Source organism: Parvimonas sp. C2 (assembly GCF_035282405.1).
Taxonomy (GTDB): domain Bacteria; phylum Bacillota; class Clostridia; order Tissierellales; family Peptoniphilaceae; genus Parvimonas.
Genome location: NZ_JAYKBP010000006.1, coordinates 12,674 through 25,263 on the forward strand (window position 1 = coordinate 12,674; position 12,590 = coordinate 25,263).

The 12,590-nt window shown below is 28.4% G+C and carries 11 protein-coding genes and 1 pseudogene; 3 read left to right on the forward strand and 9 right to left on the reverse strand.

The window, feature by feature from the left end:
- From gyrA to VJI95_RS07355, 9 genes and pseudogenes are all read right to left on the reverse strand, one after another.
- Positions 1-2,430 (reverse strand): DNA gyrase subunit A, encoded by a 2,430-nt coding sequence (gene gyrA, locus VJI95_RS07315; protein ID WP_324010918.1) that lies wholly within the window; start codon positions 2,428-2,430, stop codon positions 1-3.
- A gap of 9 nt (positions 2,431-2,439) precedes the next feature.
- The gene (gene gyrB / locus VJI95_RS07320; RefSeq protein ID WP_324010925.1) at positions 2,440-4,356 is read right to left on the reverse strand and encodes a DNA topoisomerase (ATP-hydrolyzing) subunit B; all 1,917 of its coding nucleotides are present in this window, start codon (positions 4,354-4,356) and stop codon (positions 2,440-2,442) included.
- On the reverse strand, positions 4,349-5,449 hold the full coding sequence (recF, locus tag VJI95_RS07325; RefSeq protein WP_324010930.1) for a DNA replication/repair protein RecF: 1,101 nt from the start codon (positions 5,447-5,449) through the stop codon (positions 4,349-4,351). The genes gyrB and recF overlap by 8 nt, the downstream gene beginning before the upstream one ends.
- Before the next feature lie 2 nt (positions 5,450-5,451).
- Positions 5,452-5,673: an RNA-binding S4 domain-containing protein gene (locus VJI95_RS07330; RefSeq protein ID WP_324010933.1), complete on the reverse strand. Its 222-nt coding sequence runs from the start codon at positions 5,671-5,673 to the stop codon at positions 5,452-5,454.
- 9 nt (positions 5,674-5,682) lie between these two features.
- Entirely contained in the window at positions 5,683-6,789 is a 1,107-nt protein-coding gene (dnaN, locus tag VJI95_RS07335; protein ID WP_324010938.1) for a DNA polymerase III subunit beta, read from the reverse strand.
- Positions 6,790-7,064: 275 nt separating this feature from the next.
- On the reverse strand, positions 7,065-8,480 hold the full coding sequence (gene dnaA, locus VJI95_RS07340) for a chromosomal replication initiator protein DnaA (protein ID WP_324010942.1): 1,416 nt from the start codon (positions 8,478-8,480) through the stop codon (positions 7,065-7,067).
- 489 nt (positions 8,481-8,969) lie between these two features.
- Complete coding sequence (locus tag VJI95_RS07345; protein ID WP_324010947.1) at positions 8,970-10,517, reverse strand: ABC transporter ATP-binding protein; 1,548 nt, start codon at positions 10,515-10,517, stop codon at positions 8,970-8,972.
- A 332-nt stretch (positions 10,518-10,849) separates the two neighbouring features.
- Positions 10,850-10,960 (reverse strand): annotated as a pseudogene (locus VJI95_RS07350) (KilA-N domain-containing protein); the annotation flags it as partial.
- A gap of 89 nt (positions 10,961-11,049) precedes the next feature.
- Positions 11,050-11,595 carry a GNAT family N-acetyltransferase gene (locus VJI95_RS07355; protein WP_041953177.1) on the reverse strand — a complete coding sequence of 182 codons (546 nt, stop codon included), beginning with the start codon at positions 11,593-11,595 and terminating at the stop codon, positions 11,050-11,052.
- Positions 11,596-11,825: 230 nt separating this feature from the next.
- Between VJI95_RS07355 and rpmH the strand changes: the two genes are divergently transcribed.
- From rpmH to yidD, 3 genes are all read left to right on the forward strand, one after another.
- Positions 11,826-11,960: a 50S ribosomal protein L34 gene (gene rpmH / locus VJI95_RS07360; protein ID WP_004832453.1), complete on the forward strand. Its 135-nt coding sequence runs from the start codon at positions 11,826-11,828 to the stop codon at positions 11,958-11,960.
- A 70-nt stretch (positions 11,961-12,030) separates the two neighbouring features.
- Positions 12,031-12,372, forward strand: a complete 342-nt coding sequence (gene rnpA, locus VJI95_RS07365) for a ribonuclease P protein component (protein ID WP_324010951.1) — start codon at positions 12,031-12,033, stop codon at positions 12,370-12,372.
- Between the two features lie 8 nt (positions 12,373-12,380).
- Entirely contained in the window at positions 12,381-12,581 is a 201-nt protein-coding gene (gene yidD / locus VJI95_RS07370; RefSeq protein WP_416384092.1) for a membrane protein insertion efficiency factor YidD, read from the forward strand.
- Positions 12,582-12,590: the final 9 nt, after the last annotated feature.

Genomic DNA, 12,590 nt, shown 5'->3' on the forward strand with positions numbered 1-12,590 from the left:
TTATTCAACATCATTTACATATTTTGCAACTGCAACGATTTTATCTTCGTCTTTATTTACATCTTTTATTATAACACCTTGTGTATCTCTACCTTTTACTGGTATGTCTTTAACAAGAAGTCTTATAATTCCGCCACTTTGTGAAAGTACAATGACTTCATCATTTGGATTTACCATTTTAGATGAAACTACAAAACCAGTTTTTTCAGTTACTTTATATGTTTTAACACCTTTTCCACCTCTGTTTTGCACTTTGTAATTTGAAGCTAAAGTTCTCTTTCCATAGCCATATTCAGAGAATACAAGTAGATGTTTTCCTTCAGAGTCAAGATTCATTGAAACAACTTCATCATCTTTATCAAGTTTAATTCCTCTTACTCCCTGTCCAGTTCTTCCGATTTCTCTAAGGTCTGAAAGTGCAAATTTAATCGCAAGACCTTTTTTTGTAACTAGAATTGCTGAGTCCTCAACTGGTGAAACTCTAACTTGGATTAATTCGTCATCATCAACTAAATTAATTGCTTTCATTCCAACTTTTCTAATAGCCTTGAAAAGTTCAACAGATGTTCTCTTGATTGTTCCCTTCTTTGTAGCCATAATCAAGTATTCATCAGCTTCTGCATCTTTTACCGGAATTACTGCATTTACTTTTTCTCCATGCATTAATTCTAAAAGATTTATAATATTTTGACCTTTTGCTTGTCTTTTTCCTTCAGGAATTTCATAAGCCTTTAGTTTATAAACTCTTCCTTTATTCGTAAAGAATAAAATCAAGCTATGAGTTGAAGTTACGAAAAGACTGTCAACATAGTCATCTTCTTTTGTAGTAAGAGCAACAACACCTTTTCCACCTCTGTTTTGTACTTTGTAAGTATCAGAAGGAATTCTCTTGATATAACCTTGTTTTGTAAGAGTTATTACAACATCTTCTTCTTTGATTAACTCTTCAATTTCAATTTCATCAAAATTAGGTTTGATTTCAGTTCTTCTGTCATCACCAAATTTTTCTTTTATTTCAGTTAATTCTTCTTTGATTATATTTAAAATTAATCTTTCATTTCCTAAAATTTCTTTAAGTCTTGCAATTTCTTTAATTAAAGAATTGTATTCATCTTGTAATTTTTCTCTTTCAAGACCTTGAAGTCTTCTTAAACGCATTTCTAGGATGCTTTCAGCTTGAATTTTAGTAAAACCGAAACGTTCCATAAGTTTTTCTTGCGCGTCTGAGTAAGAAGCTCTAATTATCTTAATGATTTCGTCAATATGATCAATCGCTTTTAAAAGTCCTTCAACAATATGTGCTCTGTCTTCAGCTTTTTTAAGTTCAAATCTACAACGTCTTGTAATTACTTCTCTTTGATGTTCAACATAATGTCCGATTAATTCTTTTAAAGTTAAAACTTTAGGCTCACCATTTACAAGTGCAAGATTTATTACACCGAAAGTAGTTTGCATTTGTGTATGTTTATAAAGATTATTCAAAATAATATTCGGATTAGCATCTCTCTTTAATTCGATTACAATTCTAATCCCTTTCATATTACTTTCATCTCTTAAGTCTGAAATTCCTTCAATTCTCTTATCTTTGATAAGCTCAACAATCTTCATAATCAAATTAGTTTTATTAACTTGATATGGAATTTCTGTAACTATAATTCTAGTCTTATTATTGTATTCTTCAATATTTGCAACAGCCCTTACAGTAATTTTTCCACGTCCAGTATGATAAGCCTGTTTAATTCCTTCAAGTCCCATAATATTTGCTCCAGTCGGGAAGTCAGGGCCTTTTACAAATTTCATAAGTTCTTCAATGGAAATGTCGAAATTGTCGATATATTCGCAAGTTGCATCAATTACTTCATTTAAATTATGTGGTGGCATATTTGTAGCCATACCAACGGCGATACCAGCTGCACCATTTACCAAAAGATTTGGAAATTTACTTGGTAAAACAACCGGTTCTTTTTCATTTTCGTCATAGTTTGGAGCGAAGTCAACTGTATCTTTATTTATATCTCTTAACATTTCAAGAGCAAGTTTTTGCATTCTAACTTCTGTATAACGAGGAGCGGCAGCACCGTCTCCGTCAATAGTACCAAAGTTTCCTTGACCGTCAACAAGAGGATAACGCAAGTTGAAATCTTGTGCAAGTCTAACTGTCGCATCATAAATTGCAGAGTCCCCATGAGGGTGATACTTACCCATTACTTCCCCAACAAGTCTTGAAGATTTTTTATAAGGCTTGTCTGGTAAAAGTCCAAGACCTTGCATTGCATAAATAATTCTTCTATGAACGGGCTTTAAACCGTCTTTAACATCAGGCAAAGCTCTTGCAACAATAACACTCATGGCATATTCAAGGTATGACTTTTTCATTTCCTTTTCGATATCAACATCGACTACATTTATTTTATTTTCTATATCAGCCATCTATTCCTCCTATGCGTCAATATTTTCAACATATTTCGCATTTTGTTCTATAAATTCACGTCTTGGTTCAACCTTATCTCCCATAAGAGTTGAGAAAGTTTCATCTATTGACACAAGTTCTTCATCATCAATATTTACTTGTAGGAAAAGTCTGTTTTCAGGATTCATAGTTGTTTCCCAAAGTTGTGCAGGATTCATTTCCCCAAGACCTTTATATCTTTGAATTCTATGTGAATCACGACCAAGTTCATCTAAACTAGCTTGTAATTCTTCATCAGTCCAACAATATTTTACAACCTTAACACCTTTAATAATTCCATAAAGTGGTGGTTGAGCAATATAGACATGACCTTGTTCGATTAATTCTTTCATATAACGATAGAAAAATGTTAAAATCAAAGTTCTAATATGTGCACCGTCAACGTCGGCATCTGTCATTATAACTATTTTTCCATATCTCAAATTATCTAAATTAAAATCTTTTCCAATTCCTGTTCCAAAAGCAGTAATCATTGACTTTATTTCTTCATAACCTAAAATCTTGTCAATTCTTGCCTTTTCAACATTCATAATCTTACCTTTAAGTGGTAAAACCGCTTGGAATTTACTATCTCTACCTTGTTTTGCAGAACCACCCGCAGAGTCCCCTTCGACAAGATAAATTTCATTTACAGAAATATCACTTTCTTGACAATCGGATAATTTTCCAGGTAAAGTCGTATTGTCAAGAATTGATTTTTTACGAGTTAAATCTCTTGCTTTTCTTGCAGCTTCTCTTGCTCTTGCACTACTTTGTGCTTTTTCTATAATAATTTTACCAACTTTTGGATTTTCTTCTAAGAAAGTCATCAAATTATCGTATAAGAAAGTTTCAACGATACCACGACTTTCACTATTTCCAAGTTTTGCCTTAGTTTGTCCTTCAAATTGCGGATTAGGAAGTTTTATTGAAACTATTCCAGTAAGACCTTCTCTTGTATCATCCCCTTGAAGATTCGCATCCTTGTCCTTAATTAAATTGTATTTTCTTCCATAATCATTTAAAGTACGAGTTAGAGCAGTCCTAAAACCTACTAAATGACTTCCTCCTTCAGGAGTATGGATATTATTTGCAAAAGTTAAGACATTTTCGGAGTATCCGTCTGTATATTGCATAGAAATTTCAACTTGTGAATCGCCTCTTTGTCCTTGAAAATAAATAACTTCGTTATGAAGATTATTTTTATTTCTATTCATATACTCAACAAAAGATTTTATTCCACCTTCATAATGAAAAGTTTCTGTAAAATCTTCTCTTTCATCTGTAAAAATAATTTTAACACCTTTATTTAAAAATGCCATTTCTCTAAATCTGTTTCTTAAAATTTCTTTTTCATAAATTGTTGTATCAAAAATTTCAGAATCAGGTTTAAAAGTTATTATTGTTCCAGTTTCTTTTGAAGTACCTACAACTTCAAGTTTTGAAGTTGTATTTCCCCTTGAAAATTGTTGTTCATAAAGTTTTCCATCTCTTTTTACATTTGCAATAAGCCATTCTGAAAGAGCATTTACAACAGAAACCCCAACTCCATGAAGTCCCCCTGAAACTTGGTAAGCATTGTTATTGAACTTACCACCAGCATGTAGAATTGTCAAAACTGTTTCAAGTGTTGATTTTCCTGTTTGTGGATGCACTTCTACTGGAATACCACTACCATTATCTTCAACTCTTACAGAATTATCTTCAAAAATTGTAACTGTAATTGTATCACAAACACCTGCCAAAGCCTCATCTATACTATTGTCAACAACTTCATAAACTAAATGATGAAGTCCTTTTACTCCTGTCGAACCTATGTACATACCAGGTCTAAGTCTAACTGGTTCAAGACCTGTCAAAACTTTAATGTCTTTCGCCCCGTAATTTCTAATTTTTTCCTTACTCATATTTTTCCTTTCTCACTTTTTCCATTTCTATAACATTTATATTCCTAAAATTATTTACAAAAGATTTATCTGTAGTCGTTATAAAGACTTGATTATCCGTTAAATATTCCAAAATTTCATATCTTCTATCTTCGTCCAATTCACTAAATAAATCATCAAGTAGAATAATTGGCTTTAATCCCTTATACTCTTCAAAAATATTTTTTTGACACATTTTAATCGTAATTATAATATTTCTCTTTTGACCTTGTGAAGAAAAGCTCTTCGCATCATTGCCATTTAGAATAAATTTAAAATTTTCCTTATGAATACCAAAGTTTGTAGTCTTATTTTCACTATCCAATTTATAGGACTTTGAAAAATTTTCTAAAATTTCCTTTAAACATTCATTTTCAGACTTTTTATGATCCGATAAAATTGACTCATACTCAATAAAAAGAGTTTCTCCTGATAATTGTTGATGAATTGAATTTATTTCCATATTTATCAAATCAATCAGTTTTTTCCTCTCCATACTTATTTCATAGCACAAAAGAGCAAGCTTCTTTGTAAGAGCATTCATCTCCTGCTTATAAAAACTGGATAAATTCATTCCCTTTAAGAGTAAATTTCTTCTAAAAATTACATTTCTATATAAATTCAATTTTTGTTTATATCCTTTAGTCATCTTCATAATAAAGCTATCAAAAAAATTTCTTCTGAAATTTGGACTTTCTGTGATTATTTTTAGCTCATCTGGGAAAAATCCAATAACATTTGAAAAGTCATAAAGCTCATTTATACTCTTAAGTTTAATATCATCAATTTTAAAAACTTTTTTCTTATCATCGGTATATAAAAAAGAAATTTTATTTTCAAATCCCTTTTCATTTACAAAAGTATCAACTTTCGTAAAACTCTCTCCAAAACTTATAAAATCTTCTTGTTTTGCCTGTCTAAAACTTGACGCAACAAGAGAAATGTAAATTGCCTCCAAAACATTCGTCTTTCCGATTCCGTTTTTTCCGACAAATACATTTATATTCTCTTTAAAATCAAAAGAAATATCTTTTAGATTTCTAAAGTTGGTCAAATGTATTTTTTCAACTATCAACTCTACCTCTTTTTAACAATTAAACTTACTTCTTCGTCAGCCGATACCTTAACAGTCATTCCATCATAAATTTTTCTACCACGTCTTGTTTCAACTTCTCCGTCAACAAAAACTAATCCTTCAGAAATAAAGAATTTAGCATCTGCTCCTGTTTGAACAACAGCAGCATATTTCAACAACGAATCCAATTTTATAAATTCGGTATCAATAATAATTTCTTCCATTTTAAACTCCTAATATTGAGAATCTTGCAACAAAACTGGTAAAACTAAATAAGTATAATCTATATTTTCATCTTCTGGTCTTATGATACAAGCTCCTGCTCTACCATTAAATGTAATTTCAACAAAATCCTGTTCTATTGTCTTTAATCCCTCTAAAACATATTTTGAATTAAATGCAATCTTTAAATTATCTCCCTCTTTTTTGATGTCAATTATATCTTTTAAATCTCCAATTTCAGATGAACCCTCAACCAAAATACTAGTATCATCTATTGTAAAAGTAACTAAATCTCCTTTTTCAGCTTTATAGATAATATTTGCTCTTTCAATCGCATTTATTAAATCACGTCTTGAAACAATAACTTTTGTCTTGTGTTCATAAGAGAATAGTGCCTTATAATTCAAATACTCTCCGTCAATTACTCTTGTTGAAAAGATTGTATTTTCAAAAGTGAAAATCGCACTTCCTCTTACAAGTGAAACTCCAACAACATATCCCTCAGGAACAATTTTTGAAATCTCGTTTAAAGCTCTCGGTGGAATTATAACTTTTTTCTCAATATCTTCCTCTATTTTAAAACTTCTCTTTGCAATTCTATGTCCATCAAGTGCGACAAAATCTACATTTTTATTTTCAATTTCAACATCAACACCATTTAAAACTATTCTATAATCATCAATAGCTGCTGCAAAAATTGTTTGTTTAGTCGCAACTTTAAGTAAATTTTCTTGAACATAAAAATCCACTTTATTTTCAAAAGTTGGAAATTCAGGATATGAGTAAATATCCATTGCAATTATATTGAATTTTGCATTTTCACTTTGAATAAATACTTTTTCTCTATCAACTTTTATATATACCTCATCATTTGGTAATTTTCTTACTATATTAGAAATCATTGATGCATTAAGTAAAACTTCGCCTTCTTTTTCAATCTTACATTCAGTTGTAGTTTCAATTGCAAGTTCCAAATCAGTTGACTTTAAAGTTAATTTATTATCCTTTGCAATAAATAAAATTCCTTCTAGTATTGAAGTATTATTTTTTAAACTTATAGCCCTTAAAGATATATTTATCAAACTTAAAAGTTCATTTTGCATTATCTTTATTTCCATAATTTTCTCCTTTTTTTCACATATAAAAAATATATAATTTAGTAGTAATAGTAGTAGGGGCTGTGGATATCTTAAACAACCCTTTTAAATGTTGAAATAACAACAATTTCTAACTGTATAACTACTGTATAAATCACAAAATAATCCTAGACTTATAAACATATTAACAATAAAAAAATTATAAAAAGTTATCAACAACTTATCAACAGGCTTATGAACAGTATAAGTTGAATAACTAAAAATTTCTTTAAAATTAATATTACATTTTTGTAATATTAATCTTCCAACATTTTTTTTATGTTTTCTATATCCTGCTTTACAGATTCTGTCGTCTTTATCTTTTCGTCAATCTTTTTAACTCCATGCATTATAGTAGTATGATCTTTTTCAAAAGCTGAACCTATATTTCCCAAAGCACAGTCTAACATATTTCTACAAAGATACATTGCAACCTGTCTTGGATAAGCAATTGAATTGGCTCTATTCTTTGAACTTAAATCAGAAACTTCTATTTTAAAATACTGACTTACAGTTTCCTTTATTACATCAATGTCCAATTCTCTTCTATTAAGTTCATTAAGTTTTTGGGATAAAATTCCCTTTACATAATCAACAGTCATTGGAGCATCTTGTTTTAATTTATAATGAGCCAAAACATTAATTAAAGCTCCTTCGAGCTCTCTTATATTATTCTTAATATTCATTGCAATAAATTCTAGAACTTCATTTGAAAGAGCTATCGGCTCATATTTTACCTTATCTTGTAAAATAGCCATTCTCGTTTCAAAATCAGGTGGTTGAATATCAACAGTTAAACCCATATTAAATCTACTCTTAAGTCTGTCCTCAAGATTTTTAATCTCCTTTGGTGGCCTATCTGATGAAATTATAATTTGCTTATTTCTACTGTATAATTCATTAAAAGTATGGAAAAATTCCTCTTGAGTTGCAGTCTTTCCTGCAATAAATTGAATATCATCTATAAGCAAAACATCCACATTTCTATATTTTTTTCTAAATTCGGATTCTGAATTTTGATTTTTATCCCTAATTGAGTCAATCAAGTCAATTGTAAATTTCTCACTACTCAAATACAGTACTTTACAATCAAAATTCTTATGAATTTCATAGCCAATAGCTTTCATAAGATGAGTCTTTCCAAGCCCTGAATTTCCATAAATAAAAAGTGGATTGTAAGTACCAGCAGGATTTTTGGCAACTGCTTCAGCTGCAGCCATTGCAAATTCATTATTCTTACCCTTTATGAAATTGTCAAAAGTAAATCTATCTGAAAAAGTTAAGGAATTGTTTGAAGAAGAAATTTTCTTTAGTTTTCCTTTTTTCGTAGCTTTTTCACCAGATTTTGAAAAGAAAGAAGTTTGACCTCCTAAATTTTTAATCGCTTCCAAATAAAGTTCGTCAGTAGCAACAACAGGTAAAAGTTCAGATTTTTCTTTAATCAGAGGAAAAAGCTGATTATTTATCGCTTCTTCAATATAATCTTTAAAATGTCCATTTATAAAAGTTTTAATATAATTCGACTGACAAAGTACCATTAATTTATGATTCTCATAACAAATCGGCTTTAAAACTTCAATCCAAGTCGCAAAACGACTCTCTCCGAGTTTGCCTTTTAACTCATTGCAAACTTCAAGCCATAAGCTGTCAACCATTATTTCGTTCTCAAACATAAACTACTCCCCATACAAAGTTATCAACATATTTATCCACAGTGGACAAAATTTTAAAAAGATTAAAATTTAAACATTTTTAGAGTTAATAATAAAAAACATTTAAACAAATTAAAAAGTTATCCACATTTCTTAAAAACTTATATTGTTTATAAAATAAATTGCATTTTTTCAAATTTTTTTAAATCTAAAAATTATAATCAGAAATTAATAAACAACTTATCAACAAATTCATTCTACTTATCCACATATTACATTTTTGTAAAAAATAATTTGTAGATAATTTTCTAAAAAAATTTTTATATATAGAAAGATTTTAAACATCTTTTCACAGTTAAATTATACCAAAAATCCAAAAAAAACTCAAATTTATTGTATTTGATACATAAATAGAAAAATTATAAAAAATAGAGGCAAAAATATCATATTAAATAATTTTTTTGCACAAAAAAATCCACTTGCAAAATGCAAATGGATTAATTTTTAATTTTATATTAAAATTTCTTTATTACAAATATTATCTACAATATCATCATGAGAGATAATAAAAATAATTTTATCTTTTGAAATTTCTTTTATTCTGTTATAAATTTCAACAGAACTTTCTTTATCAATGCTTGAAGTAATTTCATCCAATAAAAGTATATCAACATCAGAATTAATTGCTCTTGCTAAAGCGATTTTTTGTTTTTCTCCACCTGATAAATCAGCTCCTAAGTTAAAAATATCAGAGTTCAAATCTTTAGATGAGAAGATAGTATTTAAAAGAGGATCTTGTTTTAAACTGTCAATTTTATCTTTATAATCTTCAATTCCGAAAAATAAATTATCCTCTAATGAGCCTTGAAATACATAAGCATCCTGTCCCATATATTCAATTCTATTCCTTAGAGCTAATAAATTGTATGAGTTTATTTCTTTTCCATTTATAAAAATTCCTTCATTTTCTCTAAAGCCAATAATTGATTTTAAGAATGTACTCTTTCCTCTACCGGAATCGCCCTTTATTCTAATTATATCTCCTTTTGAAAATTCCCCAACAATGTTTACATCAATACTATGTGTAGGAAGCTTTAATTTTGAAATATTAAAGGAAATATTTTTTATCTCTTCAAGATTATTTCCGTTATAAATTTCACTCATATTTTCTAAATTTTCCTTAAATTCTTTAGCTATTGTGAAATTTCTTTTATTTAGTTTTGAACCGACAAGAGAACTTAATGTATTAAAAAATGTTGGAATTAAAATCATAAGAATCATCAATGAAAAATAATCATGTCCAACAAAGGCAAAATTATAAACCCCATAAGTTAAAATAACAGTTTGAAAAATTGAATTAATACTGTGAATTAAGGTAGAAGTACTTACAGAATACATATTTACATCAGACATTGAGTTGTAAATAGTATCTACTGTATCACTTAAATAATTTTTAATAATATCAGGATTGGATTTTTGTTTTATATATTCAGTATTTGAAATGACGGATAAAACTTTTTGCCAGCCGGTAGTAACCTGTAATTCCATATTTCTAGACTTTCCCAATAGCACTTTATTTATCTTTGCAAAGCCTAAAATATTTATAGGAATGACTACTAAACAAGCGAAAAATATGTATTTATTAATAATTAAAATCCAAATAGAAACAACGACCATAACAAGTGAATTTGTTATTAATTTGATATTATCCCCTGTGATAAAGAGATAAATATTGTTAACACTCATTATTGTCTTATCCAAAATTTTCATTATTCCTTCGGAAATTATGTAATCATATTTTAAAGTTAAAATATCTTTTAGATAGTCGAAAAAATTCTCTCTATTTAATTTTCTTGAATAATGTTCTTTTATTACAATGAATAAAATATTTATTAGCATAAAAACAGCCATAATTATAGATAAAAGTAAAATTCTATAGATAGTAATTCCCTCTACACTTTTACTCCAAATTTGAACCATAATTGGTGCAATTAGGCTAAATACAACTGAAACTAATGACAAAATTATCATTATTACTAAAAAACATAAATAACTCAAAACAAAATCCTCCCTATTTATAAAAATTATTTTGAATATTATTGCATTATATGTAAACTATAAAATACAGTCAAAAATATAAAAAGAAAAAAGAGTATTCTTATTAATTTTCTAAATGTATAATTATTTTTCATTTTTTTCCTCCAAAAACTTTGTAAATATAATCTTTTATTTTCAATAAATTCTAATATCACTTTAATCTAATGGTATTATTTTTTTATTGAAATATAATAAGTAACTGATACTATCCGTTCGCCTATGTTTATATCAATCCTTGGATGACTTTCTTTAAAATTTTTTTCCATTTAAGTTACCACCATTTAATCATCTCTCTATTTCTTTGACTTATCCTCCAAACTCTTAATACCTGTATTGTTCAGCTTTTCAATTGACAGCAGCTGAGTTCTAGCAAGTTTTCTAAGTTCTATCATTCTTTCTTTTTGATTTTAAATTTTGATATAAGCTCTAAAACTCTTGTATTACCTTGACTATTTGCCACTGTGATTATTATGAAACGAAACCCAAAATTTTTTTAAATACCTTTTATCATTTTTATATTGTTGTATCGTGTTCCATCCTTCAAAATGAAGGCATTAGGAGTTTCTCCAACTTGTATGAATCCAATTTTCTCATAAAGAGCCCTTCCTCTTTCATTACCTGAGAAATAATCCAGTTCAATTTGGGAAAGATTCCATTCCTTAGCTTGCTTTTCAAGACAAATAAGCAACTTCTTTCCTATTCCTAAGTTCCAGAATTCTTTCAGCACAGAAACAGCAACATTCCCTCGATGGCACATTTTCTTTTTTGTCAGTCTTGTAATCATGCCATTTGCAATTAGTCTTCTATCCATTTCGACAACAAGCATAAGTGTATTATCAGATTCATTAAAGCCTTTTATCATTTTTGCTTCCTCTTCTGCAGACATAGTTATTTCTTCTGGATAAGAATACAAGAAATCAGATTCTCCCATAACAGTCTTCAAATATTCAACAGTTTCTGCAGCATCCTTTACTTGAATCTCTCTAATTTCACAGATTCTCCCATCTTTTAGTTCAAATTTTTCTGGTGTGTATTTCATATTTATCCCTCACATAAATCCCAATATAACTTTAACTTAATGATATCATCTTTTTTGTTGAATGTAAATACTTGTATTCTGAATTAAAAATTTTGTTCCATATCGGTGTAAAAATTTGTAATTTTTTTATATTTTTACTTGACAATTATACTTAAAATAGCTTATAATCTATGGTAGTGTTTTATTAAATAACCTAAAGGTGATTATAATAAGGAGGTGTCATCTATATTATGAAAAGAACTTATCAACCGAATAGAAGAAAAAGAAGTAAAATTCATGGTTTTAGAAAGAGAATGAGTACAAAAGCAGGTAGAGCTGTATTAAAGAGAAGAAGACTTAAAAATAGAAAAGTTTTATCAGCATAGGCCAACATTAGTGTGGCCTTTTCTAAAATTCAGCTTTTTGCTTTGTGTTTGAAGCATGGAAAGATGATATATGAATAAGGAAATTAGATTAAGAAAAAATAGAGAGTTTCAAACTGTTTACAGGCGTGGAAAAAATTTTTGGAATAAAGATTTTACCATTTTTATCCGACCGACAAATAGAAAAAAAGTTAAGTTCGGTGTTTCCGTTACTAAAAAGTTTGGAAAAGCAAATAAACGTAATTTGATTAAGAGAAGAATAAAAGAGATAATAAGACTTAATGTTTGTGATTTAGGATTAGGTTATGAAATGGTAATTTTACCGAGAAAAAACACTTTAGAAATTGATTACATTGAACTTGAGAGGTCTTTATTAAGACTTATTAATTTTGCTTTAAAGAAGGTTTTAAATTGAGAAGATTGATGATTTTATTGATTAAATTATATAGAAAATATATTTCAGGTCTTTATGGACATGGAAAATGTAAATTTACTCCGACTTGTTCGGAATATGCTATTTTAGCATATCAGAAATACAATTTTTTTAAAGCAACTTTTTTAGTTATTTGGAGAATTTTAAGATGTAATCCTTTTGGAAAAGGTGGTTATGATCCACTAAAATAGGAGGAATAA

Bases quoted from the DNA above. Each gene is read 5' to 3' on its own strand.
- gyrA (WP_324010918.1), bottom strand. From the start codon at position 2,430: ATGGCTGATATAGAAAATAAAATAAATGTAGTCGATGTTGATATCGAA.
- gyrB (WP_324010925.1), bottom strand. From the start codon at position 4,356: ATGAGTAAGGAAAAAATTAGAAATTACGGGGCGAAAGACATTAAAGTT.
- VJI95_RS07330 (WP_324010933.1), bottom strand. From the start codon at position 5,673: ATGGAAGAAATTATTATTGATACCGAATTTATAAAATTGGATTCGTTG.
- dnaN (WP_324010938.1), bottom strand. From the start codon at position 6,789: ATGGAAATAAAGATAATGCAAAATGAACTTTTAAGTTTGATAAATATA.
- dnaA (WP_324010942.1), bottom strand. From the start codon at position 8,480: ATGTTTGAGAACGAAATAATGGTTGACAGCTTATGGCTTGAAGTTTGC.
- VJI95_RS07355 (WP_041953177.1), bottom strand. From the start codon at position 11,595: ATGAAATACACACCAGAAAAATTTGAACTAAAAGATGGGAGAATCTGT.
- rpmH (WP_004832453.1), top strand. From the start codon at position 11,826: ATGAAAAGAACTTATCAACCGAATAGAAGAAAAAGAAGTAAAATTCAT.
- rnpA (WP_324010951.1), top strand. From the start codon at position 12,031: ATGAATAAGGAAATTAGATTAAGAAAAAATAGAGAGTTTCAAACTGTT.
- yidD (WP_416384092.1), top strand. From the start codon at position 12,381: ATGATTTTATTGATTAAATTATATAGAAAATATATTTCAGGTCTTTAT.